Below are 25,040 nucleotides of genomic sequence, written 5' to 3'. Positions count from 1 at the left end.
TTGAACTGGCCCCGTGGGAGTGCTCGGGCGTGTTGCGGCGGCGGTGGGATGCGTCGCTGCCGCGGTGCTCGGGGCCCCGGCCGCCGCGGCGACGCCGGAGCCCGCGGCCGTCGACCGCTACCTCGCCGACAGCCTGGCCGCCACGGGCTTCCCGGGGATGGCCGTCGCGATCGTCCGGGGCGGCGAGGTCGTGCACGCGGCCGGGTACGGCACGGACGGGCGTGGCGACCCGGTCACGCCGCGCACCCCGTTCCGGGTCGGCTCGCTGACGAAGTCGTTCACCGCGGCGGCGGTGCTCCAGCTCGTGGACGCCGGGCGCATCGCCCTCGACGCGCCGGTGCGCGACTACCTGCCGGGCTTCATGCCGGCGGGCCCGATCACCGTCCGGCACCTGCTGAACCAGACGAGCGGCATCGCCGACGCCGGCGTCCCCACGCTGAACGACGGCGAGGAGGACCTGGCCCGGCGGGTGGCGAGCCTGCGCGGGGCGCGGCTCGTCAGCGAGCCGGGCCGCGAGTTCCACTACTGCGACGTGAACTACCAGGTGCTCGCGCGGCTGGTCGAGGTCGGGTCGGGGCGGCCGTGGGCGGCCTACCTCGACGAGCGGGTGTTCGCCCCGCTCGGCGCGACGGACACGGTCGCGGGCGCCACCGCCGCGCAGGCCGACGCGGCGCCGGGCCACGTCCTCCTGTTCGGCACGCCGATCGCCCGCCCCGAGCTCGACGGCCTGCTCGCCGGATCGGGCGGGGTGGTGTCGACGGCGCGGGACATGGGCCGGTGGCTCGCGGCGCAGTCGTCCGGAGGTGGGCCCGTGCTCCGGCCCGACGACGTCACGCTGATGCAGACGCCACCACCCGGCGTGGCCGGGGGATACGCGATGGGCTGGCAGGTCGTCGCGCCGGACCGGCTCGAGCACACCGGCGTCCTCTCGACGTACAGCGCGATCCAGGTGCTGCTCCCGGCGAGCGACCAGGGCTTCGTGCTGCTCTTCGACGGCAACAGCGCAACGGCCGACACGGCGGGCGTCGCCGCCGGGCTCACCGCGCTCCTCACCGGCGCGGCCCCGCCGGCCGGGCCGCGGAGCACCGCGCTGCTGGCCGCCGTGCTCGGCGCCGCCGCCCTCGCGGTGCTCGCCCTGCGGGTGCGCCAGCTCGTGCGCCTGCCGCGCTGGCGCCGCCGGCGCGCCGGCCGTCCCCGCTGGACGGCGGCGGTCGGGCTCGCCTGGCTGGTGCTGCCAGTGGCCCTCCTGGTGGGGATGCCCGCGCTACTGGGCACGCTGATCGGCCGGAGGTTCACGTTCTGGCAGCTCTGCCTGGCGATGCCGGACGTGATGGTCCTGATCGCGGTCTGGGCACTGTCGGGGGTGGCGCTCGCCGTCGCCCGGACCGTCGCGCTCACCCACCGCCGAATTCGAGTGCCTGTTGATCCCGATGCCGGGACGATCTGCTGATGCTGCTCAGCGACGTGAAGCGGGCGTGGCGCACGGATGGCTTCGCCGTCGTGCCGGGCTACCTCTCCGCTGACGAACTGACGCCGGCGCTCGACGAGCTGGGCCGGTGCTTCCCGACCGCCGCCGGCTTCCACGAGGGCTCCGATCCCCGGCGTGCGCGGTTCCTCGATGACGAGTTCAACGGCATCGACACCTTCCCCTTCGCCAGCCGTCGGCTGAGCCACCTGGCGGTCCACGCCCGCATCATCGATCTGGCCGAGGCGCTTCTCGGCACCGACGACATCCGCCTCTACTCGGCCGAGGCATGGGCGAAGTACACCGGCGCCGCCGACTACGACCAGCGCCTGCATCGGGATTTCCTCAACCACACGCTGCTCGTACCCACCGATCTCCAGCAAGTCGAGCTGTTCGTCCATCTCGTCGACGTGCCGGAGGATCTCGGGCCGCCCAATCTTGTCCCGCGCTCCCACACGGCCGATCTGCCGCCCTTGCCGAACTGGCACCCGCGCGCCGACACCGACTCCGGCGACCGGTTCGTCGCGACCGTCGGTCGTCCCGACCTCTACGCCGCCGAGGTGTCGGCCGCGGGCCCCGCCGGCACGGTGGTGGCCTTCACACCGGACACCCTGCACCGCGGCACGGCCCTGACCCGGGCGGGCGGCGCCCGCTACACCATGCACCTGTGCTTCCGGGCCGCGGCCGCGGAGTGGGCGCAGCGGCAGGGCTGGGCCGATCGCAGCCACGACCCCGCCTGGTACCGGTTCGTCGAGGAGTCCACGCCCCGCCAGCTCGCGCTGTTCGGCTTCCCACCGCCCGGCCACCCGTACTGGACGGCCGAGGCGTTGATGGGGATCGCGCTCCGCTACCCGGGCCTGGACCTCACGCCGTGGACGGGAGCTGACGCGCCGTGACGGACGTGATGATCAGAGACCGAGAACCGACCGACGTCCCCCGGTGCGTCGAGGCGCTCGCCGAGGTCCACGAAGCCGACGGCTATCCGATCGCCTGGCCGGCAGACCCCGCGGGGTGGCTGAGCCCGTCGAACCTGCTTCAGGGTTGGATCGCCGAGCGTTCGGATTCGATCGTCGGACACGTCGTTCTCGCCAGGGGCGGCGACGCACCGGACGGGCTCCAGCCCGATGGACGGCCGCTTGCCGTGGTCAAGCGCCTGTTCGTGACTCCGTCGGCCCGTCGACAGGGCATCGGCGAGCAGCTCCTTGCCCCCGGCCAGGCTTGGGCCGTCCGGTCAGGGCTGTCGCTCATCCTGGACGTCGCCGAACTGGGGAGCGGCGCGGCGATCGCTCTCTACGAACGCGCCGGTTGGCGCCATACGGCGAGTGCGACGGCCGACTGGACGACGCCAGAAGGCGGCTCGGTCACGATGCGGTACTACCGGCCGCCCCACGCCTGACCGTCAGGGGGACTTCACACATGCAGCCGGGCATGCGTGTGCGAAGTGTGCTCGATCAGTCTGCCGACAGGTCTGCTGCCAGCTGGCGGCAGAAGGTGGCCGCGTCGTGGCCGGTGAGGGCAGCCTCGACCAGCTGGTCGAGCCATCGGTGGTGGCGGGCGATGGCGTCCGGGTCCGTGAGTTGGAGGACGCCGGCGGTGGTCTCGACACTGACGAGGTCGCGGTCGTACAGCGAGAAGCCCGAAGGTTGTGCGGGGCATTGCGACGTGAACGGCAGTACGCCGAATGTGTGCCTCGGGAGCGTCGCGAGCTCGGCGAGGTGGATGAGTTGTCCGCGGAGCGTGGCTGTGGATATCGCGCCGATCCGCAACCTCAATGCAGCTTCGGTGACCACATGGACGAACTCGCGCCCGGGCTCGTACAGGATCGCCTGGCGACGGATCTTTGCCGCGACCACGCGCTGGAACGTCTCCGGCGGCATGCCGTCGTCCTCCAGGAAGACGTGCGTGGCCGCCATCTCCCGCATGTACGCGGCGGTCTGCAGGTACCCCGGCACGAGCGCGGGCTGGAACTCGGCGAGGAACGTGCAGGATTCCGCGAGCGCGGTGAGGTCCTGCTGGTGGGCTTCTGCACCGCCGGCCCCTGAGATGCGCTCCTTGTGCGTGCGGTAATCGACGGCAGCCTGCTCCCGGAGCTGAGTCAGCTCGTCGAGCTCGCCCCCCGTCGTCGCGACCCACGTGGCGAGTTCGGCCTCGGTGGGGAGCTGTCGCCCGGTCTCGATCTTGGAGACCTTGGGCTGGCGCCATCCTGCCCCGAGAGCGGTTGCAAGCTCGGCGCCGGTGAGGCCGGCCTGCTCACGCAGGTCGCGCAACCGAGAGCCGAGCGCATTGAGGGTCGAGTTGGAGGGTGTGGGATTCAAGCGGTCGTGTTCTCCGGGATGTCGGCCTCACGGGAGGCGAGGTAGTCGTGCAGCGGCACTGCTCGGCTCATCGCGATGTCGCGCCAACGGAGGTGCTCGGCCACCACCTCGGGGGCGTCGAGCAACTCGGCGCCGGCGAAGCGGAAGTTCTCGTAGTAGTGCATCTTCCACACCTCCCGCTCGTCGAACAGCCAGTAGTCGTGCAACGGCAGCTCGGTCGGGCGGCTTCCTTGTGGCACCGCGATGATGCGGATGTCGTCCCCCGTCCGTGCCATCTGCGGGTACACCGCAAGCTCCAGCCTCGTATAGGGCGTGGGTGGCTCGACGATGATCCGGACGATGATCTTTGTCCGGCCGGTCGTTGAGTCCTGCCGCATCCGGTCTCGGCGGTCCGACAAATCGAGCTCCACCGGCTTCCCGGCCAGGAATGTGGCGAGGTACGCGTCCTCTTCCGGGCTCGAATAGATCTGCTGGCCTTCCAGTCGATACGCCGATCGCTCGTACGCGCGGAAGAGTGCCGCCCACTCCGTGGTGTCGTCATCGCCGATCCAACGGATCATCGTCCGGCCTCCTCGAGATAGGCCTCTACTTCGGCGAGTACGACAGGTCTGCCTTGTCCGGCGAGGAACAGCCCAACTGCACGCAGGACAGTCTCTGTGGGGATCCGCACGGCATCCTCTTCAGCGGCGAGATCGCGCAGCTCAGCCTTCGCCTTGGCAGACATCTTCTTGCCCTGGCCGACCATCGTCGATGGGTCGTCCACCTCGACGTAGACGGCGGGGCACTTGTCTTGTGGGAACGAGTTGGCCGCCTTGCACAGGCGTCGAAGCGCCATGGTCCACCGCCATCGTGTCGTCGGCTCGCCATGCTCGCATCACGACGCTGATTCCGCAAGATGCCCTTGCATCGCCGCGAGAATTCTCGAATACTGCGGAGACTGCTTCGGCTGGAAGGACTCACCGACGTGCCACCTTCACCTCCACTTCGCCTCCTCGACGCCCTGCTCGGGCGCCCGCCAGGCGGCAGGCACCGCCCCGGCCGCAATACCCGCCCGCGCTTCGAACTGCGACCGAGCCGTGGTTGAGCACCCGCGCCACTGGGAGGTGCCTGGCCTGATCGCGGCCCTGGATGCGGGCATCGCCCCGCGACTCCTCGCCCGCCACCCCGCTACCGGCTGGTGCCGGTCCTGCCGGACCACGGCGCCCTGCTCGGTGCGGCAGCTGGCGGAGGCGGCCGGTGGCGTCGGCCCGGGTTGAGCCGTGGGAAGGTGCCCCGGTGGATCTGGGGGACGACGGCGAATACGCCGATCTCGATCTGTCCGAGGTGCATGCCGGGGGCGAGCCTTGGCGGCGGCGCCGGTTCGTGCGCTGCAGCTTCGCGGAGGCGGACCTGCGCGGGCTGGTCACCGAGTCGTGCACGTTCGACGAGTGCGACTTCACCGGGGCCGACCTCGGGGAGTCCGACCACCGCGGTGGGGCCTTCCGCACGTGTCGGGTCGTGCGGGCCACGCTCGGCGGGTCCGCGTTCCGCAGCTGCTCGTTGCTGGGGACGGCGCTGATCGACTCGCGGTTGCGCCCGATCACGTTCACCGACTGCGATCTGACGCTCGCCGCCCTCGGCCGCGCCGACCTGCGCGAGACGGACCTGTCCGGGCAGCGGCTGCGGGAGGCCAACCTGGTGGAGGCCGACCTGCGGGGCGCCGACCTGCACGGCGCCGACCTCACGGGGGCCCGCCTGCTGCGGGCGCGGCTGGAGGGTGCCGACCTGCGCGGGGCCCGGATGGACCCGGACGGCCTGGTCCAGGCCCGGCTCACCGGCGCCTCGGTCGACGTCGAGCAGGCCATCGCCTTCGCGGCGGCCCACGGCCTCCGCGTCGCCTGACGTATCCGCGACTCGGCGCACCGGCCGATGAACGCAACCCGCGAAGCTGGGAGGATGGGTTCCGTGACGGCGACGGTGATGGACGGCAAGGCCACGTTGCAGGAGCTGCTCGGTGAGCTGGCCGGGCGGGTCGAGAAGCTGCGGGCGAGCGGCGTGACCCCGGGCCTGGGCACGCTCATCGTCGGCGACGACCCGGGATCCCACTCCTACGTGCGGGGCAAGCACCGCGACTGCGCGAAGGTCGGGATCACCTCGATCCAGCGGGAGCTGCCTGCCGACGCCACCCAGGCCGCCGTCGAGGCGGCCGTCGACGAGCTGAACGCCGACCCGGCCTGCACCGGGTTCATCGTGCAGCTGCCGCTGCCGAAGGGCCTCGACGCGGGCGCGGCGCTCGGGCGGATCGATCCGGTGAAGGATGCCGACGGGCTCGCCCCGGTGAGCCTGGGCCGGCTCGTGCTCGGCGAGCCGGGTCCGCTGCCGTGCACGCCGCGCGGGATCGTCGAGCTCTGCCGGCGCTACGGCGTGGAGCTGAACGGTGCGCGGGTCACGGTGGTGGGCCGTGGTGTCACGGTCGGGCGGCCGCTCGGGCTGCTGCTCACCCGCCGGTCCGAGAACGCCACCGTGACGTTGTGCCACACGGGCACGAAGGACCTCGCCGCGGAGGTGCGGCGTGCCGACGTCGTGGTCGCCGCCGCCGGTGTGCAGGGGCTGATCACGGCCGACATGGTGCGGCCGGGCGCCACGGTCCTCGACGTCGGCGTCACGCGCACCGAGGCCGGGCTGGTCGGGGACGTCGCGCCCGAGGTGGCCGAGGTCGCCGGGCTGCTGGCGCCGATGCCCGGCGGGGTCGGGCCGATGACGCGGGCGATGCTGCTGACCAACGTGGTGGAGGCTGCCGAGCGGGCGGTCGGCGAGCGGCCATGACCGAGCTCCGCTCCCGCCTGCCGGTGCACGCGCCGATGACGTTCGTCCTGCTCATCGCGGGTGCGGGCATGGTCAGGACGCTCACCCAGCACTGGCGTGAGGGAGCGGTGCTGCTCGGCGGTGCGCTGCTCGTGGCGGCCGTGCTGCGGATGCTGCTGCCGACCGAACGGGTCGGGCTGCTCGCGATCCGCAGCCGCCCGATCGACGTGCTCTGCTACGCGGGCCTGGGTACGGTGATCTCCGTGCTGGCCATGACGATCACCGCGAGCCTGCTGAACGGCGGGTGAGCATGACCGAGCGACGGCTGCGCCCGCTGCGCCCCGACGAGATGGACGCCGACCAGCGTGCCGTGTACGACGCGCTGGCCGACCCGCCCGGCCGGGTGGGGGTCGCCGCCGACGGGAGCCTGCAGGGCCCGTTCGACGCGATGCTTCGGGCCCCGCGGTCCGGTGCGGCGCTGCAGTCCGTGGGTGCGGCGCTGCGGTACCGCAGCGTGCTCCCCGAGCGGGTCCGCGAGCTCGCGACGCTGCAGGTGTCGGCGCACCACCGATCGGGCTTCGAGTGGTACGCCCACGCCCCGATCGCGGCCGCGGCCGGGCTGCCGGCGCCGCTCATCGAGAGCGTTCGCACGGGCGGCTCCGTCGAGCCGGGCGACCCGGCCGAGCGGGCCGCCGCCGCCGTCGTCACGCAGTTGCTCGCCACCGGCGACGTCGACGACGACGCGTGGGCCGGTGCCGTCGGCGCGCTCGGTGAGGCGGGCACCGTGGAGCTCACCACGCTCGTGGGCTACTACTCGCTCCTCGCGATGCAGATGCGCGTGCTGCGGGTGCCGCTCCCGGGCGGCGCCCCCGCCGTCGAGTTCCCGGCATGATCGGGGGATGACCGACCGCGCGGAACGCATCGTCGACACCCTGGTCGGTGCGTTCTCCGATCTCATGTCGGCCGATCCGGGCGCGTTCCGGACGAAGTTCCGCAAGATGGCGGCCGATCCGTTCGCGTTCTACCGCGGGAGCGCCTGCCTCTTCTACGCCGACGTCGCGGAGCGGGACGACCCGTGGGCCGACGAGCGGACGGGCCGTGTCTGGATCCAGGGCGACCTGCACGCGGAGAACTTCGGCACCTACATGGACGGCGACGGCGTACTGATCTTCGACGTGAACGACTTCGACGAGGCGTACGTCGGCCACTTCACCTGGGACATCACCCGGTTCGCCGCCAGCATGGCCCTGCTGGGCCGGCGCAAGGCGATCTCGGACGCCGACATCTCCCGCCTCGTCGAGCGGTACGTGCGGTCCTACCTCGACCAGGTGCGGTGGTTCGTCGACCAGGCCGACGACCGGAGCTTCTCGCTGCGGCTCGACACCACCGAGGGCGCGGTCCACCAGGTGCTGCAGCTGGCGAAGCTGCGCACGCGGGTCAGGTTGCTCGACGCCGTCACGGAGGCGGAGGGCTTCGACCGGGTGCTGCGGGAGGTGCCCGGCCTGCGCCGGCTCGAGGAGGCCGAGCGCGCGGCGGTGACGGCGGCCTTCGGGCGCTACCTGGAGACGATCCCGGCGACGAAGCGGCTGCGCGGGGTCGCGTACACGGTGAAGGACGTGGCGGGGCGTTCCGGCTTCGGCATCGGAAGCGCCGGGCTCCCCGCGTACACGGTGCTGATCGAGGGGTACAACCAGGCGCTGGACAACGACGTGGTGCTGTCGATGAAGCAGGGCAACGTCGCCGCGCCGTCGCGGGTGGTCACCGACCCGGCCGTCGCCGGGGCCTTCCGCCACCACGGCCACCGCACCGCGGTGTCGCAGCGGGCGCTGCAGGCGCACGCCGACCCGCTGCTGGGCTGGACCGACCTCGACGGCGTCGGGTTCGTGGTGAGCGAGGTGTCGCCCTACGAGGCGGATCTGGACTGGTCGGAGCTCACCGAACCGGCGGAGATCGCGCCGGTGGTGGACTACCTCGGCCGGGCCACGGCGAAGGTGCACTGCGTGGCCGACTCCGACTCCGACCACTCCCTGGTGCCGTTCCAGACCGAGGAGGCGATCGCGCAGGTCGTCACGGGGAGGGAGGACGAGTTCGTGGCCTGGGTGGTGGAGTTCGCCCACGCCTACGCCGCCCAGGTGCGCGAGGACCACTCCCTCTTCGTGGACGCGTTCCGGAACGGCCGGATCCCGGGTGTGGCCGCCTCGGCCGAATCGTGAATCACAACGCGAACGGCGGTTCGAGACCGTCGAACATCGGGAAGTGCTTCACGTTGAGCGTCGCAAGTTCGCACCCGTGCACCTCGGCTGAGGCGGCGATCAGGTAGTCGGCCGTGCCTATGGCGTTGTGCGATCGGTGGTACGTCCGGCGGAACTCGCCAGCCCTCCACGCGACAGATGCGTCGACCGGAACCGGCTGGAGGGAGCCGAGGAGCCGGGTCACCTCCAGTCGCTCACCGGATCGCCTCCCGCCCCCGATCTCGGCGATCGACACAACGCTGACGGCCAGTGGTCCAGTGCGGCGCCGGGCGTCGACGAGCCAGTCCCGAGCGACGTCCATCCCGCGCAGATGTGCGATCAGAACGTCCGAGTCGACGAGGATCACGAGTTGGCGACCCGCTCCAGGTGGGCGCCGCGCACCCCGTCGGAGCGATCGAGTTCGATCTCCACGTCGGTGAGTAGGCCGAACGACATGTCGATGGCGGCGAGGTCGGCGCCGAGGCGATCCGAGTCGCTGTGCAGCAACCGATCGAGCAATTGCCGGATCAGCTCGGCACGTGACACCCCCTCCTCGCGGGCGCGCCGGTCGAGCTGCGCGATCTGCTCGTCCGTGAGATAGATGTTCGTGCGATGCATACACCGCACCATACACCGGTCAGCGGCAGGCGTAGAGGGTTCGCACCAGGTCCTCGATGGACGGCTCGTCGATCGTGACGTCGCGCAGCTCGGCGCGCCGGGCCACGTCGGCGATCAGCTCGGCGGCGGTGGTGGCCGCGGGCGCGAACTCCAGGCGCTGGCGCAGGCCCTGCGCCTCCACGCTCACGTCGACGACGCCGCCGAGGCCGAGCAGCGGAGGCGCCGGCTCGGCGAGCTCCACCACGAGGGTCCGGTTGCCGGCGAACCGGCGCCGCAGCGTGGCCAGGTCGTCGTCGACGAGCACCCGGCCCTGGTCTATGACGACGACCCGGCGGCACAGCCGTTCGACGTCCGGCAGGTCGTGCGTGGTGAGCAGCAGGGTGATGTCCCCGCGGGCGTTGACGGCCGCGAGGAACGAGCGCAGCCGCTCCTTGCTCGCGAGGTCGAGACCGATGGTGGGCTCGTCGAGCACGAGCAGCCGGGGCGCGTGCAGCAGGGCGGCGGTGACCTCGCCGCGCATCCGCTGCCCCAGCGACAGCTGCCGCACCGGCGTCTCGAGGAAGCCCGTCATGTCCAGCAGCTCGACGCACTCGTCGAGCCGCTCGCGGTAGCGGGCCCGCGGCACGCGGTGGATCGCCGCGTGCAGGTCGAAGCTGTCGGCGAGCGGCAGGTCCCACCACAGCTGGCTGCGCTGGCCGAACACCACGCCGATGTGCCTCGCGAGCTCCCGGCGCTCGCGGACCGGGTCCAGGTCGCACACGGTGGCCCGCCCCGCCGTCGGGACGAGCACGCCGGTGAGCATCTTGATCGTCGTCGACTTGCCGGCACCGTTCGGCCCGAGGAAGCCGACGGCCTCACCCGGCTCGACGGCGAGGGTGACGCCGGCGACCGCCGTGACCCGGCGCCGGCGCAGCCGGGTGCCGACGAGGTAGTCGCGTTGCAGGTCCTCGGTAGTGATGATCATGATCCCGCCCCCTGGTAGTGCCGGACGCCGCTGCGCCAGATCAGCCCCGCGACCGCCACGGCGACCGCGGCCACGACCGGCGAGCTCCACTGCAGTGCCGCCGGGAGCCCGAGCGGGTCGGCCCGGCCGAGCAGCCCGAGCGCCGGGAAGTACGCCACGAACGCGCCCGGCACCGCGTAGCAGAGCGCCCGCCGCAGCCACGAGCCGTAGATGTTGATCGGGTACGCGGTGGAGAAGTTGGACCCGTAGGTGAACGAGTTGGCCATCTCGCGGCCGTCGACGATCCAGAACGACACCGAGTTGGCGGCCACCCAGATCGCGGAGAGGATCACCGCCCCGGTGATCGGCGTGATGACGGCGAGCAGTACGCGGGCGGGTGTCCAGGGCAGGTCGAGGGTGGCCAGCGACCAGCCGAGGACCAGCAGCCCGGAGGCCACGCGGCCGAGCCGCTTGAGCGCGATGTCGGCCGAGAGCAGCTGCGGGAGCGTGCCGAGCGGCCGCAGGAGCATGACGTCGAACTCGCCGGTGCGGATGAAGTTCGGCAGCTCCTCGATCTGGCCGACCGCGAGGTCGGCGAGCCCGAACGCGGTGCCGGCGAGCCCGTAGATCAGCAGCACTTCCTGCGCCGAGAACCCGCCGAGCGCGGTGACCTGCGTGAACAGCACGAGGATCGCGACGAGCTCGGTGCTCTGCCCGAGGAACTGCGCGATCACGTCGAGGACGAACGAGGTGCGGTAGGTGAGCTGGCTGCGGATGCGCGAGCCGATGATCCGCAGGTAGATGCGCCGGACGTCGTTCGGCTCAGCCACCCTGCACCACCAGCCGCCGCGACCCGCGCCCGAGCACGAGCCGTCCGACGAGGAACAGCAGCACGGCCCACCCCACCTGCGTGGCGAGCAGGGTCGTGACGTCGCCGCGCTCGGTGAACACGTCGATCGGCGTCTGGAACAACGCCGGGAAGGGCGTCCAGCCGAGCACCGCCTGCGCCCACGGCGGGAACCAGGACAGCGGCAGCACGAGCCCGGACAGCACCCCGCCCGCGGCGCCCCACACCCCGTTCAGGCCGCGCACGTCCAGCAGCCAGAACGCGGCGGCGTTGATCAGGAACCGGATGCCGAAGCTCACCACCACCGCGAGCGCCACGGACACGGCGAACAGCACGGCCGTCTCCGGGCGCTCCGGCCAGCGGAACGGGAAGAACAGCGCCCCGATCGCGACGGGCGGCAGCAGCCGGATGAGCACGGCGTGCGCGGCGCGGCCGAGGTCGGTCATCAGCAGGGCGAGCTGCAGGTCCCACGGGCGGCCGAGGTCGACGACGACGTCCCCCTTGCGGATCCGCTGCGACAGCTCCGTGTCCCCCCACAACCACACGACGCCGAGCAGGCCCTGGCCGAGCCAGACGTAGGTGACGGCGGCCGCCAGGTCGTAGCCGGCCACGGTGCCGCGTTCGGCCAGCACCGCCGTCAGGACGGCGGCCCTGAGCAGCCCGAACACGACGTTCGCGCTGAGCCCGGCGAGGGAGGCCTGACGGTAGCCGGCGTGGCGGCGGTAGCCCGCGCGCAGCAGCTGAGGATACGGCGCGAGCACGTCGATCCACGTTACGACCGCCCGCAACCGGTTTTCGTCAGTGGCTGCGCATGATGCCGAAGTTCAGGAAAGCCACATTCATGAACCTGCAGGACATGAATGTGGCTTTCCTGAACTCGCGGGCCTTCAGAGCTCCGCTATCGCAGCGTTGAACGTCGGGCTGGGGCGCATCACCTCGTCGGCCTCGGCCTTGTCGACGAAGTAGTAGCCGCCGAGCTCCACCGGGCCGCCCTGCACGCCGTTCAGCTCGCCGACGATCTTCTCCTCGTCCCCGGCGAGCCGCTCCGCGAGCGGGGCGAAGATCGTGGCCAGCTCCGCGTCCTCGGTCTGCTCGGCCAGCGCCCGGGCCCAGTAGAGGGCGAGGTAGAAGTGGCTGCCCCGGTTGTCGAGCTCGCCCGCCCGCCGGGACGGGGACCTCCCGTTCTCGAGCAGCGCGCCCGTGGCGTCGTCGAGGGCCTTGCCGAGCACCTTCGCGCGCGGGTTGCCGGTCTCGTCCCCCAGGAACTCGAGCGAGACGGCCAGCGCGAGGAACTCCCCGAGGGAGTCCCACCGCAGGTGGTTCTCGCGCACGAGCTGCTGGACGTGCTTGGGGGCCGAGCCGCCGGCGCCGGTCTCGAACAGCCCGCCGCCGTTCATCAGCGGCACGATCGAGAGCATCTTGGCGCTGGTGCCGAGCTCCATGATCGGGAAGAGGTCGGTGAGGTAGTCGCGCAGGACGTTGCCGGTGACGGAGATCGTGTCCTCGCCGCGCTTGGCGCGCTCCAGCGTGTACCGGGTGGCCTCGGCCACCGGGAGGATCTCGATGGTGAGCTCGTCCGTGTCCTCCTCGGCGAGGTAGGCGCGGACCTTCTCGATCACCTGGGCGTCGTGCCCGCGCGTCTCGTCGAGCCAGAACACGGCCGGCCAGCCGGTGGCGCGGGCACGGGAGACGGCCAGCTGCACCCAGTTGTGGATCGGGGCGTCCTTGGTCTGGCAGGCGCGCCAGAGGTCGCCGGGGGCGACCTCGTGCTCGAGCAGCGTGGCACCGGCACCGTCCACCACGCGGACCGTGCCCGGCGCGCTGATCTCGAACGTCTTGTCGTGGCTGCCGTACTCCTCGGCCTTCTGCGCCATCAGCCCGACGTTGGGCACGGTGCCCATCGTCGTCGGGTCGAACGCGCCCTTCTCGCGGCAGAACGCGACGGTCTCGGCGTAGAGCGCCGCGTAGGACGAGTCCGGGATCACGAACTTCGTGTCCTGCAGCTCGCCCTTCGCGTTCCACATCTGCCCGGACGAGCGGATCGCGGCCGGCATCGAGGCGTCGACGATGACGTCGCTCGGGACGTGCAGGTTCGTGATGCCGCGGTCGGAGTCGACCATCGCGAGGCCGGGACCGCTGTCGTAGGTGGCGGTGATCGCCTTCTCGATCGCCTCCCGCTTCTCGGCGGGCAGCTTCTCGAGGGCGGTGAGGATGCTCGCGAGGCCGTCGTCGGGGTCGGCGCCCACGCTCGCGAGGTCGGCGCCGTACTGCGCGAAGACGTCGGCGAAGTAGGTCTGCACGGCGTGCCCGAACAGGACCGGGTCGGAGACCTTCATCATCGTGGCCTTGAGGTGCACCGAGAACAGCACACCCGTGGCCTTGGCGTCGGCCACCTGCTCGGTGAGGAACGCGCGCAGCGCGTCGACGCGCATCACCGCGGCGTCGACGACCTCGCCGGCCAGCACGGGCACGGACTGCTTGAGCACGGTGACGGTGCCGTCGGCGGCCACGTGCTCGATCCGCAGCGCGCCTGCCTCGGCCACCGTGACCGAGCGCTCGGAGTGCCGGAAGTCACCGTCCGGCATCGTGGCGACGTGCGAGGTGGAGTCGGCCGACCACGCACCCATCGAGTGCGGGTGCTTCTTCGCGTAGTTCTTCACCGACGCCGGTGCCCTGCGGTCGGAGTTGCCCTCGCGCAGCACCGGGTTCACCGCGCTGCCCTTCACCGCGTCGTACGCCGCGCGCGCGGCGCGCTCCTCGTCGGTGCCCGGGTCGTCCGGGAAGTCCGGTACGGCGTACCCGGCGCCCTGCAGTTCCTTGATCGCGGCCTTGAGCTGCGGGATCGAGGCGCTGATGTTGGGCAGCTTGATGATGTTGGCGGCGGGGGTCCTGGCGAGCTCGCCGAGCTCGGCGAGCGAGTCGGGCGCGAGGTCGAACGCGGCGAGGATGCGCCCCGCCAGCGAGATGTCGCGGGTCTCGACCTCGACGCCCGCCTTGCCGGCATACGCCTCGATGATCGGCAGGAACGAATGCGTGGCAAGCGCGGGCGCTTCGTCGGTGTAGGTGTAGATGACCTTCATCTTCTGCTTCGGCCTGCCTCGGGACGGGTGATCGGACTCTTTTTCCTGAGCGACACGCTATCCCGAACCACAGGTGGACCGCGCCATGAGGCGCGGGAGGCCACATGCCCGCTACCGTGGGTTTGCACACCATCTCGGGGAGGCACGGCGTGGCCAGGATCACCGTTCCCAAGCTGGAGGCCTCCAGCTTCAAGGGATGGACATTCGTACTGATCGCGGGTGTCGTGCTGGCGCTGCTCGCCATCATCGACCGGGGCGGCCTGAACGCCATCACCGTTGCCGACGGTTCCACCGGCTGCCAACTCGAGGTGACCACCGACCAGCTCAACGTCCGCAGCGGGCCGAGCCCGGGCGCCGCGCTCGTCGAGACGCTGCCCCGGGCCGCGCACGTCGACGGCACCCGGGTCGTCACCGACGGGTTCCGGCAGCTCGAGGAGGGCCGCTGGGCGGCCGACCAGTTCCTGAACCCGCTGCCCGGCACGAACTGCGCCTGAGCCCGCATGACCGGATTCAGCCCCACCCGCATGATCGGCGGAAGGTACGTCGTCCTCGGGGACATCGGTAGCGACGTATGGCGCGCCGCCGACCGCGTGACGGGCGGCCAGGTGGCCGTCGAGGAGTTGCGGCTGCCCCGCGACCCCGACGGGCGGCGGCTCGTGCGGGAGGAGCTGCTGCGGGTCGCGAGGACGGCCGGCCGGCTGGACCATCCCGGGTTCGTCACGATCCACGACGTGGTGACCGACGGCGACGCCGACCACATCGTCACCGAGCTCGTGGACGCGCCGGCGCTCGCCGACCGGGTGACGGCCGACGGCCCGCTCGACGAGCGCGCCGCCTCCGCGATGGCCCGGCAGCTCGCCTCGGCCCTGCAGGCCGCTCACGGCGCGGGGATCGTGCACGGCGACATCAACCCGCACACGGTGCTGCTCGGCCCGGACGGGACGGTGCGGCTCGCCGGTGTCGGCGTCGCCGAGGCCGTCGACCCGCAGCGCACCACCCGCGACCCCGAGTTCCTCGCGCCGGAGCTGCACGACGGTGGGCCGGCCACCCCGGAGTCCGACCTCTGGGCGTTCGGCGCCGCGCTGCACGTCGCGGTGCTCGGCGGCCCACCCGCCGACGGCGCCGTCCCGGTGTTCGGCGGCGGTGCGCTGGGGAGCGTGCTCGCCGGGCTGTTGCGGCGGGAGCCGCGGGAGCGGCCATCGGCCCGGCAGGTGGCCGGCGCGCTCGACGCCGCACGGGTGCCCGCCGGTGCGGCCCGCGACCGCGTCCACCGCTGGCGGTGGGCGGCCGGGGGAGTGGCCCTCGGCCTGGTGGCCGGGCTGGCCGCCGGGTTCGTGCTCGCCGCACCGCGGATCGAGGGGCTCACCTACGGGCCGGGCGGCGACGTGCAGCTCGGCGGGCCGGTCGCCGGCGCGTGCCTGGCCGCCGCACCGGCGCCGGGGGTGGTCCTCACCGCGGCGGGCTGCGCGGGTCCGCACGGAGCCGAGGTCCTCGCCTCCCTCGACCCGTTCGGTGGGCGGGACGTGCCGTACCCCGGTCCGGAGGCGTTCTCCCGGTTCGCGGCGGGAGCGTGCATGCCGGTGTTCGACGCCGTCGTCGAGCCGTCCGGGCTGGAGCTCGTGGCACTCGTCCCGGCCCGGACCGGATTCGGCGTCGGCGAGCGCGAGGTCCACTGCGTCGTGCGGGCCACGGACGGGAGCGCGCTCGACGGCGGCCGCGTCGCCGGGAAACGCGGATGACGGGCATGGTCTGATGCGGGGGTGAGCACCGCGACCCACCGCAACATCGACCTCGTGGTCGCCGCCCTCACCGCGGGCGGCGCCGACCCCTCCCGGGTGGCCCGGATGCGGGTGCTGCCCGACGCCGTCACCACCGCCGCGGCCGCGGCGGCCGCACTGGGCGTCGAGGTCGGCCAGATCGCGAACTCCCTCGTCTTCGACGCCGACGGCGACCCGCTGCTCGTGCTGACCTCCGGCGCGCACCGGGTGGACACCGCGAAGGTCGCCCAGCTGGTCGGCGTGGAGCGGGTGCGCCGGGCCTCGCCGGACTTCGTGCGCACCGCCACCGGGCAGACCATCGGTGGGGTGGCGCCGGTCGGGCACCCGCGGCCGCTGCGCACCCTCGTCGACCGGGCGCTCGATGCGTTCGACGAGGTGTGGGCGGCCGGCGGGATAGCGCACGCTGTCTTCCCGAGTACGTGCGCGGAGCTGGTGACGGTCACGGGCGGTGTGATGGCAGACGTAGCCTGAGGTGCATCACCTGGCTATGATTATGGCCATGGAGACGACCTCGTTGGCTGATGCGAAGAATCGGCTGAGTGAGCTGGTCAGCGCGGTGCACGGCACCTGGGAACGGGTGACGATCACCAAGAACGGCAAGCCCGTGGCGGTGCTGATGGCGGTCGAGGACCTGGAGAGCCTGACCGAGACGCTGGAGGTTTTGTCCGATCCGGAGGCGATGGCGGCCATTGCAGAAGACCGCGCCGGCACGGCAGAGCTGACGGCGGGTCAGGAGATGGTATCGATCATGGCGAAGAGGCTGGGCCGCGGCGCGGCGTGAGGTACTCGCTGCGGCTGTCCCGGGCGGCGCGAAGGGCGTTGGCGGAGACGCTGCCCGAGAGCGTGGCCGCCGCGGTCTGGGGGTTCGTCAACGGCCCGTTGCTCGACAACCCGCATCGGGTCGGGAACCGCCTCCGATTCGACTTGGATGGGTACTACTCGGCCTGCCGCGGGCAGTACCGTGTCATCTACCGGATCGACGAGCATGAGGTCACCGTGGACGTGATCAAGATTGCACACCGCGGGGACGCCTACGGATAGCGCGCGACCAGATCGCCTCGCGATGCCGTGCTCACGTGCTGGGCGACTGGTCCGGTGCAGTCCTGGCCTCAGCTCGGGTGATGAGAACGCGCGCCCTGTCGATCAGCACTGCGGCGGGGTCGACGCCGAGGCTGGTCATCGCGACCAGAGCGCTGAACACGACGTCGGCAAGCTCCGCGGCGACGTCGTGTCGGCTGTGCGTGACCCCCTTGCGGGGGTTGCCGCCGGTGGTGCCGATCCACGCCTGGGCGGCCTCGCCGGATTCCTCGGTCAGCTTCAGCAGTCGCATCGTGATCTCGGCGTCGTCCGGCTCGCGGTGGCTGTCCAGCCACTTCGTCGACTGTTCCACGGCGTCCCACACGCTCGTCATGTCGTGGTCGATAGCCATCAGCGGGGCTCCCGGTGGTTGGTGGGCGCGCGGAAGACGATGTCAGATCGGGCGGTTCGCCCACGCCGTGTTTCCAAGCACCTTCGCGGAAACGGAAGTGGTCACTGGCGGCGAGCCGGCGGATGTGGCGTAGTGGTGGGGTGACCTCGAAATGCCTGGTGACGGGTCGGTGCTCGACTCGGACGACCGTGACCAGGTTCTCGGCGTCGTCGATGCGGTAGATGATCCGGAAGGTGCCGCGGCGAGCGGAGTACGGGCCGGTGAGTTCTCGACGCAGTGGTTTGCCGGTGCGGCGAGGGTTCATGATCAGGGAGCCCGTCATGAACTCGATGACGGCGCTCCCCTCGCGGTCGAGGATCAACGCCGGACGGCGTACCTGACGTGCACGGCGTACGGGGAGTGGTGCACCGAGAGGATCTCGAGGTCGACGTCCCGGTCGAATCCCTCGAAGAGCCGCTTCCCGCGGCCGAGAAGGACGGGGGCGGTGGTGATCCCGAGTTCGTCGACGACCCGGCCGCGAGGGCCTGCCGGATGGTGTCGGCTCCCCCGCCGATGGCGACGGCGCCGTCACCGGCCTCCTTCCGGGCTGCCGCCAGCGCCTCGTCGAAGCCTTCGACCATGAGGAAGCCTGCATCCGGGTCGGGTCGGTCCGCCGTGCGGTGCGTCAGGACGATCATGGTGCCGCCGAACGGGTTGCGGCCGCCCCAGGCGCCGGCACTGTCGTACATGGCTCGGCCGCACAGGCCACCGCTCGTCCCCTCGAGCAGCGCGTCGTAGTAGGCGCGGTCCGCGTCGGTCATGCCGGCTCCGGGCTCACGGTCGGTCGCGTAGGTCCACGGGCCGCCCATCACCCAGTAGTGGAGCCGCTCCCCGCCGACGCCGAGGCCCTGGCCCGCGCGGTCGTCGGGGCCGGTGATGTAGCCATCGAGCGACACGGTGATGGCGGCCTTGACCGGGCGTGGGTTGCCGGTGTTGCCCATGGGAGCCTCCTCAGCGTGGGATGCAGGTAGGACCGATCGCCGGTTCCGAACTCATCGACGGGCGGTCGAGCCCGGCAGCGGACCGCGACTCGGACCCCGGATGAATGGGGTGCGGGCGGGTCGGATACATTCCTCTGTTCCGCAGGCGCCCGAATTGTGCAGCGCCGGTCGTCGGATGGCAAGAACGAGGCGCCCGGTGTCCATTCTTCGGCTTACGGTCGTCACCCTTTGGTGGATAGCGTTCGCGTGCTCGTCGATCTTCCTCGGCTGGGGAGCGAATTCGCCGTGAGGCAATCTGCGCCGGCCGGTGGGTGGAGCCGAACTCGAGCACACGTGCGTCCCGGAATGGGGAGAGGACAGTGGGGAAGATTTCGATCGTATCGAGGCGTGTTGCGCTGCGTGCCGGGGCGGCTGCCGTCGCGACCGCCGCGGTGCTCGCAGGCTCATCCCTGAACAGCGCGGCCATCGCGGCGCCCGCTTCGGCCGCCGCGACGAGCGGAACGGTGAGGTCCGGGGAGAAGCTGGAGGGCGGCGAGGAGGTCAGATCCGCCAACGGCGAGTACACCCTGCGCATGCAGACGGACGGGAACCTGGTCTTCCTGGACGACGAGAAGAAGGTGCTCTTCCACACCGGCACCGCCCCGAACGAGGGCGCCGTGGCGACGATGCAGACCGACGGGAACTTCACGGTCACGAAGAACGGAAAGGCGCTCTTCCACACCGGCACCCAGGGTACCGGTGTGAACATGCACGTCCAGAACGACGGAAACCTGACCGTGCGGACCCCGGACGGAAAGGTGCTCTGGGCGCTCAGCGACGTCAATGCGGGGAAGGCCCAGCTGCGCACCGGCGAGAAGCTGAAGGGCGGCGAGGAGCGCAAGTCCCACAACGGGAAGAACACGCTGCGGATGCAGGAGGACGGGAACCTGGTCCTCACCAATTCCGCTGGCAAGGTGCTGTTCCACACCGGTACGGCTCCGAATCCGGGTGCCGTGGCGACCATGCAGGCCGACGGGAACCTCACGGTCACGAGGAACGGCAAGGCGCTGTTCCACACCGCCACCCAGGGCAAGAACGTGACCTTGCACGTCCAGGACGACGAGAACCTGACCCTCCGGACGCCGGACGGGAAGGTCCTCTGGGCCAGCCGATAGCAGTTCGGGTCGGACCCGAACGCCGGCGCGACGGAGGGGGCCTCTGCCGCGCCGGCGTTCGGTCAGCGCTTGACCGTGTAGTGCACGTGCAGCACGCGGTCGCCCTGGACCACCCGGTCGGGATCGTCGAGGAGCACCGTGCCGGCGTGGCTGCCGAAGAAGCGCACCCCTTCACCCAGGACCACCGGGACGACGTCCATCGCGACCTCGTCGACCAGCCCCGCCGAGAACGCCTGCCCGCCGAGGTTGCCTGCGGCCACGTCGACGAGACCGTCACCCGCGAGCTTCCTGGCGAGCGCGATTCCCGACTCGACCGAGTCGGCGGTGTGGAACGGGGCGTCCGGGTGGGCGGCGAGCCACTCCTCCGGAAGCGGCCGGTGGGTGACGACGACCAGCTCGTCTCCGGCGGCCGGCTTGCCGTCCCAGCCGTTGGTGGTGTCGAACAGGTGACGGCCGATCACCGTGACCTTGATGGCGTCCCAGAGGGGTTGGACGTACTCGGCGGAGGTCCGCGAGACCTGGAACGTCCAGCCGCTCGCCGTCGCGGACAGCTCGGTGTCGCCGCCTGCGTACCAGTCGAACAGCGGCCCGACCGTGTCGTCGGGGTAGGCGATGTAGCCGTCCACCGACACGACGGCCTGAATGACGACCCTGGCCATCTCCGCTCCTCTCCCGAGACCGATCAGCGGTCGTGTTCCCGCAGCCAGCCGACGTAGTCCGGTACGGCGCGCTCGACGTCGTACTCGGGCGTGAATCCGGTGCCCTCCCGGAGCCGGGTGGTGTCGAGGTGGGTGTCCGGGGGGCGGTCGGGGTTGCGGCCCGCCGGGAGGGTGATGCCGGCGCCCGGGACCGCGGCGTTGATCGCGGCGACGACTTCGCCGTAGCGCACGAGCCGTCCGCTCGAGACGTTGTAGGCGCGGTGCTCGAGCCGTTCGGCGAGCATGAGCAGCGCGATGGCCCGGCCGCAGTCCTTCACGTAGCAGAGGTCCGTGCCGTCCTCGGTGTACGCCGCGGGGCGGGGCGGGGTGAGGTCGGGGTCCTCGCCCCGCACGGCCGCGCTGAGCAGGCGGGGGAGCGGGGTGAACGGGTTGTCGGGCACGCCGAGGGGGCCCCAGATGGTGCCGATCCGCAGGCTCACGGTGTCGAACCCGGCGCTGTCGCCCGCCAGCGCGGCGAACAGCTCCGCGGTCTTCTTGAACACCGGGATCTGGTGTGCCGCCACCGCGGGCAGCGGGGTGTCCTCGCGCAGCGGCACCTCGTCCACCCCCAGGTAGACAGCGATGCTACTGGCGACGGAGAACCGCCGTACGCGCCACGTGGCGGCCGCCGCGAGCGCGTTGAGCAGCCCGCGGGTGTCGGCGCGGAGGTACTCGACCGGGTCGGGCAGGTCGTAGCGGGCCGCCGCGAGGTGCACGATGCCGGTGATCTCGTGCCGCTTGCCGATGTCGAGGAAGGCCGCCTCGTCGGTCGTGTCCAGCGGCTCGACGACGACGCGGCCGCCGGGTTCGTCGGCGAGGAACTCGGGCAGCCGCGTGGACCGGTGGGAGGTGAGGACGACGGACTCGCCCATGTCGAGCAGCGCCCGTGCGGTGTGCGACCCGATGGATCCCAGGCCGCCGGTGATGAGTAGCACGAGCGGGACGTTAGGCCGGGTTCGGCTGCCGCTCTTGTACGGAACGGCCATCCCGGGGTTCAGCACCCATGGATCAGGTCGAGTGAGACCTGCCAGAGCTTTCCGGCGGCGTCGGGGTCGAGTGCCCACCGCTTGACGGCGTGGCTGTTGCCGAGCAGTTCGGCGTCGTCGGGCACGGTGCCCGCTTCGTTGCCGTCGTCGAGGTAGTGGCCACCGCTGTGGGCGAACTCCGGAGCGGTCGCGGCGACGAGGGTGGTGGCGGCGCCCTGCTCGACGCTCTTGTACGCGAAGACGCCTGCGGCTTCCAGCCGGTCGAGGTGGTCCCTCATGTCCTGGGTGAAGTCCCGTTGCAGGCCGGTGGACACGCCCCCGGGGTTGACCGCGTTGGCGACGATGCCGTCGGCCGCCCAGCGCCGGGTGGCCTCCACGGCGAACAACGAGTTCGCCGTCTTGGACTGCCCGTAGGCGAGTTGCGGGTCGTAGGCGCGCCGGGTGAAGTGGATGTCCTCGAACACGACGGGCGAGTACATGTGCGCCCCGGAGGTCAACGCGACGATCCGGGCCTCGCCGCGCTCGGCCGCGCCGGCGGCGAGGGCGTCGTGCAGGCCGGCGGCCAGGGCGAAGTGGCCGAGGTGGTTGGTCGCGAACTGCAGTTCCCACCCCAGGGGCGTTCGCGCCGGCGCCGAGGCCATGATCCCGGCGTTGTTGATCAACAGGTGCAGCGGACCGCCCCAGCCGTCGGCGAAGCGGGCGATCGAGGCGGGGTCGGCGAGTTCGAGGTGGGTGACGTGGACTGCGCTGTTCCCCGTGGTCGCGGCGATGTCGTCGGCGACCTCGGCGCCGGCGTCGGTGTTGCGCACGGCGATGGTGACCTCGGCGCCGGTGCTGGCGAGCGCGCGGGCGGTCTCGCGACCGAGACCCGAGGTGGCGCCGGTGACGACGGCGTGGACGCCCGCGAGGTCGAGCCCGGCGACGACGTCGCCGGAGGTGCTCGTGGCGTCGAAGGCGGTGCTGATCAGCGCTGTGCGGGGCACGACGTCAAGCTATACAATAATTGGACACTTTGTATAGTAAGCCCGATCTTGCACGGGGGTGTTGTGAGCGGCATCGATCGGCGCACGCACGTGCTCGACGCCGCCCTGCCGGTCTTCGCCCGCTACGGCTACCGCAAGACCTCGATGGACGATGTGGCGCAGGCCGCGGACATCTCCCGGCCCGGCCTGTACTTCTACTTCTCGTCCAAGCCCGAACTGTTCCGTGCTGCCGTGGGGCGCGCGCTCGAAGGCAGCGTCCAAGCGGCTGAACTGGCCCTCGCCGATCCCGATCGGCCGCTGCGCGAGCGGCTGATCGAGGCGTTCGACCACTGGTCCGGCCGCTATGTCGGACCGATGGCCGAGGAGATCGGCATGCTGCTCGACTCGCATCCCGATCTGCTCGGCACGATGCCGGTCGAGTACCCGAAGCGCTTCCTCGCGATCGTCGCCGACGCCCTCGCTGCCGCCCGCGATCCCACCCGAGCCCGTGTTCCCCCGGCCGACGTGGCCAGGACACTGCTCAGCACGGCGACCGGCATCAAGCACGATGCGGGCACCCGCGACGAGTTCCGGACGCGGATGACCACCGCGATCGATCTCTACTGCGCGCGTTGACCACACTGCGCCCCCAACTGCTGGGAGCCGGTGGTGTACTCCTGGTCACGTGGAACGGGTGGACCCGCTCGTCGTCGAATGGCGGATCGGGTCGGTTGCCGAACAGGGGCACGAGCTCCCGAATAGGACAGGCTAGCCTCAGGCGCCCGCGTCGCGTCGAAGATCCGTGGAGGTACCGTGCCCGCCGCTCCCCGTCCCGTCGGTCACCTCAGCCGCCGCCGGTTGCTCACCGGTGCCGCGGCGCTCGGGGCGACGGGACTGCTGGCGGCCTGCGGTGGCGGTTCCACGGACCCGGCGGCGCCGGCGGCGCCCGGGCCGGCACCCGCGGGCGCGTTCCCGCTCACCGTCGAGCACAGCAAGGGCGCCACCGAGATCGCGAGCGCGCCGCAGCGCGTCGTCACGGTCGGGTTCAGCGACCAGGACCCGGTGCTCGCGATGGGGGTCCGGCCGGTTGGCGTCACGGACTGGTACGGCGACCACCCGTACGCCACCTGGCCGTGGGCGCAGGACGAGCTCGGCGACGCGCGGCCCACGGTGCTGAACCGGGGCGCGTTCACCGGCACCCCCGAATACCGGTACGAGGAGATCGCCGCGCTCTCCCCGGACCTGATCATCGGGCTCTACACGTCGATGGACAACACGGAGTACCAGACGCTCTCGCGGATCGCCCCCACCGTCGCCCCGCCCGCCGGCTACCCGGAGTGGGGTGCGCCCTGGGACGAGTACACGCGCCTCGCGGGCCGCACGTTCGGCGTCCCGGACCGCGCCGAGCAGCTGATCGCCGGCGTCGACGCGCAGATCGAGGCGGCCCGCGCCGCAAACCCGCGGTTCGAGGGGCGCACGGCAGTGGTCGCGGAGCGGCAGGAGGCCGGCCAGACCTTCGTCCGATCGCCGAACGACCAGCGCTCGCAGCTGGTGGCGGCGCTCGGGTTCACGATCCCGCCCGAGATCGGTGAGCTCGCGGGCGACGAGGACGGCGCGACGATCAGCGACGAGCAGATGGGCCTGCTGGACCGCGACGTCCTGCTGTGGAACACCGGTTTCACCCCCGAAGCGCGCCGGGACATCGAGCGGGCGCCGCTGTACTCGCGGCTGGACGTGGTGCGGGCCGGCCGCTCGGTGTTCGTCGACGACCCGCTGGTCTCCGCCGCCTGGACGTGGGGCACGGTGCTCAGCCTCCCGACGGTGATCGACGCACTGGTCGTGCAGATCTCGGCCGCGCTGGCCTAGAACCTCATGCGGTTGAGCGCCACAGTTGGTGTGTGAGCGCCAGGTTCGCGTCTACGACCCGGTCAGGTGCGTCCAGAGGAAGCCGGTTGCGTCCCGCGGGGAGTCCGTGGGGCCGGCGCCGGGCCACGCGTGCCCGCCGCCGTCGATGACGTCACGCACCACCGGGTGACCGGAGGAGCACGTCCAGGTGGCGACCGCGGCCGGTGGGTCGGCGGCGAGCGCGGGGGCCGCGGAGCACCCGTCACCGGCCAGGAACGGGGCGAGCGAACCGTCCACCGTCGGGTACTGCGCCCCGCCCGCCCCGGCGCCGCCGTGGAACGGGACGCGGTCGTCCTCGGTGCCGTGGACGGCCGCCACGGCGACCGGGCCCGGTGCCGCGCAGGGCACGAGGACGGCGCCGGCCACCGGCCCGATGCCGGCGAGGTCGCCGGGCCGGCTGCAGGCCCAGGCGTAGGCGAGGATCGCGCCGTTGGAGAACCCGACGGCGTAGACGCGGCGCCGGTCCGTGCCGTCCTCCGCGGTCAGCCGGTCCGCCAGTGCCGCGAGGTAGCCGACGTCGTCGACGCCGCGGGTGCGGGCCCGCCCGCAGCAACCGCCGCCGTTCCAGGTGCCGTCGAGCCCGTCGGGGTAGGTGACGACGAACCCTTGCCGGTCGGCGAGGCCGTCCCAGCCGAGGTCGGCCTCCACCTGGGAGCCGGAGCCGCCCGCGCCGTGCAGCACGACCACGAGGGGCGCGCCCGCCGGTGCGCCCGCGGGGTGGTGGACGTGCGCGGTGCGGTCGCCGTCGGCGGTGGACAGGACGACGGTCCGGTCGGTCGTCGCCGAGCCGCCCTGCGCGGGAGCGGGGGCGCACCCGGCCAGCGCGAGGAGGCATGCGAGGGCCGCGAGCGAACGCGTGAGCACG

At 71.9% G+C, this 25,040-nt stretch carries 30 protein-coding genes and 1 pseudogene; 16 read left to right on the top strand and 15 right to left on the bottom strand.

What is annotated here, in order from left to right; translation table 11 throughout:
• Positions 1–13: 13 nt before the first annotated feature.
• Genes ACU436_RS10285 through ACU436_RS10275 form a run of 3 tightly spaced genes read left to right on the top strand, consistent with a single transcriptional unit; the run spans position 14 to position 2,861 of the window.
• Positions 14–1,450: a serine hydrolase domain-containing protein gene (locus ACU436_RS10285; RefSeq protein ID WP_459023943.1), complete on the top strand. Its 1,437-nt coding sequence runs from the start codon at positions 14–16 to the stop codon at positions 1,448–1,450.
• Positions 1,450–2,361, top strand: coding sequence for a phytanoyl-CoA dioxygenase family protein (locus ACU436_RS10280; RefSeq protein ID WP_459023941.1), 912 nt, complete (start codon positions 1,450–1,452; stop codon positions 2,359–2,361). The genes ACU436_RS10285 and ACU436_RS10280 overlap by 1 nt, the downstream gene beginning before the upstream one ends.
• Positions 2,358–2,861 (top strand): GNAT family N-acetyltransferase, encoded by a 504-nt coding sequence (locus tag ACU436_RS10275; protein WP_459023939.1) that lies wholly within the window; start codon positions 2,358–2,360, stop codon positions 2,859–2,861. The genes ACU436_RS10280 and ACU436_RS10275 overlap by 4 nt, the downstream gene beginning before the upstream one ends.
• A gap of 55 nt (positions 2,862–2,916) precedes the next feature.
• Here ACU436_RS10275 and ACU436_RS10270 read toward each other — a convergent pair whose 3' ends face one another.
• From ACU436_RS10270 to ACU436_RS10260, 3 genes are read right to left on the bottom strand one after another with little or no spacing between them, the layout of a single operon-like run.
• A complete protein-coding gene (locus ACU436_RS10270) occupies positions 2,917–3,780 on the bottom strand; it encodes a helix-turn-helix domain-containing protein (RefSeq protein WP_459023938.1) in 864 nt (287 codons plus the stop codon).
• Positions 3,777–4,340: a DUF6879 family protein gene (locus ACU436_RS10265; RefSeq protein WP_459023937.1), complete on the bottom strand. Its 564-nt coding sequence runs from the start codon at positions 4,338–4,340 to the stop codon at positions 3,777–3,779. Before ACU436_RS10265 ends, ACU436_RS10270 begins: the two co-directional genes overlap by 4 nt.
• Positions 4,337–4,615: a hypothetical protein gene (locus ACU436_RS10260; RefSeq protein WP_459023935.1), complete on the bottom strand. Its 279-nt coding sequence runs from the start codon at positions 4,613–4,615 to the stop codon at positions 4,337–4,339. The genes ACU436_RS10265 and ACU436_RS10260 overlap by 4 nt, the downstream gene beginning before the upstream one ends.
• 440 nt (positions 4,616–5,055) lie before the next feature.
• Here ACU436_RS10260 and ACU436_RS10255 point away from each other — a divergent pair, with 440 nt between their 5' ends.
• The 5 genes from ACU436_RS10255 (at position 5,056) to ACU436_RS10235 (ending at position 8,777) form a co-directional block, all read left to right on the top strand.
• Positions 5,056–5,661, top strand: a complete 606-nt coding sequence (locus ACU436_RS10255; RefSeq protein ID WP_459023933.1) for a pentapeptide repeat-containing protein — start codon at positions 5,056–5,058, stop codon at positions 5,659–5,661.
• 63 nt (positions 5,662–5,724) lie between these two features.
• On the top strand, positions 5,725–6,585 hold the full coding sequence (locus ACU436_RS10250) for a bifunctional methylenetetrahydrofolate dehydrogenase/methenyltetrahydrofolate cyclohydrolase (RefSeq protein ID WP_459023931.1): 861 nt from the start codon (positions 5,725–5,727) through the stop codon (positions 6,583–6,585).
• On the top strand, positions 6,582–6,872 hold the full coding sequence (locus ACU436_RS10245; RefSeq protein ID WP_459023929.1) for a DUF3017 domain-containing protein: 291 nt from the start codon (positions 6,582–6,584) through the stop codon (positions 6,870–6,872). Before ACU436_RS10250 ends, ACU436_RS10245 begins: the two co-directional genes overlap by 4 nt.
• 2 nt (positions 6,873–6,874) lie before the next feature.
• The gene (locus ACU436_RS10240) at positions 6,875–7,456 is read left to right on the top strand and encodes a carboxymuconolactone decarboxylase family protein (RefSeq protein ID WP_459023927.1); all 582 of its coding nucleotides are present in this window, start codon (positions 6,875–6,877) and stop codon (positions 7,454–7,456) included.
• Between the two features lie 7 nt (positions 7,457–7,463).
• Entirely contained in the window at positions 7,464–8,777 is a 1,314-nt protein-coding gene (locus ACU436_RS10235) for a DUF2252 domain-containing protein (RefSeq protein ID WP_459023926.1), read from the top strand.
• Position 8,778: 1 nt separating this feature from the next.
• Here ACU436_RS10235 and ACU436_RS10230 read toward each other — a convergent pair whose 3' ends face one another.
• From ACU436_RS10230 to ACU436_RS10205, 6 genes are all read right to left on the bottom strand, one after another.
• Positions 8,779–9,162 (bottom strand): PIN domain-containing protein, encoded by a 384-nt coding sequence (locus ACU436_RS10230; RefSeq protein ID WP_459023924.1) that lies wholly within the window; start codon positions 9,160–9,162, stop codon positions 8,779–8,781.
• Complete coding sequence (locus ACU436_RS10225) at positions 9,159–9,413, bottom strand: ribbon-helix-helix domain-containing protein (protein ID WP_459023923.1); 255 nt, start codon at positions 9,411–9,413, stop codon at positions 9,159–9,161. The genes ACU436_RS10230 and ACU436_RS10225 overlap by 4 nt, the downstream gene beginning before the upstream one ends.
• A gap of 19 nt (positions 9,414–9,432) precedes the next feature.
• Positions 9,433–10,377: an ABC transporter ATP-binding protein gene (locus ACU436_RS10220; RefSeq protein ID WP_459023921.1), complete on the bottom strand. Its 945-nt coding sequence runs from the start codon at positions 10,375–10,377 to the stop codon at positions 9,433–9,435.
• Entirely contained in the window at positions 10,374–11,186 is an 813-nt protein-coding gene (locus ACU436_RS10215) for an ABC transporter permease (protein ID WP_459023919.1), read from the bottom strand. Before ACU436_RS10215 ends, ACU436_RS10220 begins: the two co-directional genes overlap by 4 nt.
• Positions 11,179–11,964 (bottom strand): ABC transporter permease, encoded by a 786-nt coding sequence (locus ACU436_RS10210; RefSeq protein WP_459023918.1) that lies wholly within the window; start codon positions 11,962–11,964, stop codon positions 11,179–11,181. Before ACU436_RS10210 ends, ACU436_RS10215 begins: the two co-directional genes overlap by 8 nt.
• Positions 11,965–12,090: 126 nt before the next feature.
• Positions 12,091–14,283 carry an NADP-dependent isocitrate dehydrogenase gene (locus tag ACU436_RS10205; RefSeq protein WP_459023916.1) on the bottom strand — a complete coding sequence of 731 codons (2,193 nt, stop codon included), beginning with the start codon at positions 14,281–14,283 and terminating at the stop codon, positions 12,091–12,093.
• Positions 14,284–14,432: 149 nt separating this feature from the next.
• Between ACU436_RS10205 and ACU436_RS10200 the strand changes: the two genes are divergently transcribed.
• From ACU436_RS10200 to ACU436_RS10180, 5 genes are read left to right on the top strand one after another with little or no spacing between them, the layout of a single operon-like run.
• A complete protein-coding gene (locus tag ACU436_RS10200; RefSeq protein WP_459023914.1) occupies positions 14,433–14,777 on the top strand; it encodes an SH3 domain-containing protein in 345 nt (114 codons plus the stop codon).
• 6 nt (positions 14,778–14,783) lie between these two features.
• On the top strand, positions 14,784–16,022 hold the full coding sequence (locus ACU436_RS10195; protein WP_459023912.1) for a serine/threonine-protein kinase: 1,239 nt from the start codon (positions 14,784–14,786) through the stop codon (positions 16,020–16,022).
• A 21-nt stretch (positions 16,023–16,043) separates the two neighbouring features.
• Complete coding sequence (locus ACU436_RS10190) at positions 16,044–16,532, top strand: YbaK/EbsC family protein (RefSeq protein WP_459023911.1); 489 nt, start codon at positions 16,044–16,046, stop codon at positions 16,530–16,532.
• 28 nt (positions 16,533–16,560) lie between these two features.
• Positions 16,561–16,842: a type II toxin-antitoxin system Phd/YefM family antitoxin gene (locus ACU436_RS10185; protein ID WP_459023909.1), complete on the top strand. Its 282-nt coding sequence runs from the start codon at positions 16,561–16,563 to the stop codon at positions 16,840–16,842.
• Complete coding sequence (locus ACU436_RS10180) at positions 16,839–17,102, top strand: type II toxin-antitoxin system RelE family toxin (protein ID WP_459023907.1); 264 nt, start codon at positions 16,839–16,841, stop codon at positions 17,100–17,102. Before ACU436_RS10185 ends, ACU436_RS10180 begins: the two co-directional genes overlap by 4 nt.
• Before the next feature lie 31 nt (positions 17,103–17,133).
• Here ACU436_RS10180 and ACU436_RS10175 read toward each other — a convergent pair whose 3' ends face one another.
• Together ACU436_RS10175 and ACU436_RS10170 are read right to left on the bottom strand one after the other, a co-directional pair.
• Positions 17,134–17,490, bottom strand: coding sequence for a MazG-like family protein (locus ACU436_RS10175; RefSeq protein ID WP_459023906.1), 357 nt, complete (start codon positions 17,488–17,490; stop codon positions 17,134–17,136).
• 226 nt (positions 17,491–17,716) lie between these two features.
• Positions 17,717–17,794 (bottom strand): annotated as a pseudogene (locus ACU436_RS10170) (hypothetical protein); the annotation flags it as partial.
• Positions 17,795–18,973: 1,179 nt separating this feature from the next.
• Here ACU436_RS10170 and ACU436_RS10165 point away from each other — a divergent pair.
• Complete coding sequence (locus tag ACU436_RS10165; protein ID WP_459023905.1) at positions 18,974–19,624, top strand: hypothetical protein; 651 nt, start codon at positions 18,974–18,976, stop codon at positions 19,622–19,624.
• 62 nt (positions 19,625–19,686) lie between these two features.
• Here the strand turns inward: ACU436_RS10165 and ACU436_RS10160 are convergent, their stop codons facing one another.
• From ACU436_RS10160 to ACU436_RS10150, 3 genes are read right to left on the bottom strand one after another with little or no spacing between them, the layout of a single operon-like run.
• The gene (locus ACU436_RS10160; RefSeq protein WP_459023904.1) at positions 19,687–20,283 is read right to left on the bottom strand and encodes a dihydrofolate reductase family protein; all 597 of its coding nucleotides are present in this window, start codon (positions 20,281–20,283) and stop codon (positions 19,687–19,689) included.
• A gap of 23 nt (positions 20,284–20,306) precedes the next feature.
• Entirely contained in the window at positions 20,307–21,257 is a 951-nt protein-coding gene (locus ACU436_RS10155; RefSeq protein ID WP_459023903.1) for an NAD-dependent epimerase/dehydratase family protein, read from the bottom strand.
• 59 nt (positions 21,258–21,316) lie between these two features.
• A complete protein-coding gene (locus ACU436_RS10150) occupies positions 21,317–22,291 on the bottom strand; it encodes an SDR family NAD(P)-dependent oxidoreductase (protein WP_459023901.1) in 975 nt (324 codons plus the stop codon).
• Positions 22,292–22,381: 90 nt separating this feature from the next.
• Between ACU436_RS10150 and ACU436_RS10145 the strand changes: the two genes are divergently transcribed.
• Both ACU436_RS10145 and ACU436_RS10140 read left to right on the top strand, forming a co-directional pair.
• Positions 22,382–22,906 (top strand): TetR/AcrR family transcriptional regulator, encoded by a 525-nt coding sequence (locus ACU436_RS10145; protein ID WP_459023899.1) that lies wholly within the window; start codon positions 22,382–22,384, stop codon positions 22,904–22,906.
• 177 nt (positions 22,907–23,083) lie between these two features.
• Complete coding sequence (locus ACU436_RS10140; protein WP_459023897.1) at positions 23,084–24,136, top strand: ABC transporter substrate-binding protein; 1,053 nt, start codon at positions 23,084–23,086, stop codon at positions 24,134–24,136.
• Between the two features lie 51 nt (positions 24,137–24,187).
• On the opposite strand, the gene ACU436_RS10135 is transcribed toward ACU436_RS10140, so the two are convergent.
• Positions 24,188–25,039: a CE1 family esterase gene (locus tag ACU436_RS10135; protein ID WP_459023896.1), complete on the bottom strand. Its 852-nt coding sequence runs from the start codon at positions 25,037–25,039 to the stop codon at positions 24,188–24,190.
• Position 25,040 lies beyond the last annotated feature (1 nt).

This window comes from Pseudonocardia wallangbongensis, assembly GCF_054486945.1.
This window is presented reverse-complemented; position numbering and strand designations above follow the sequence as displayed.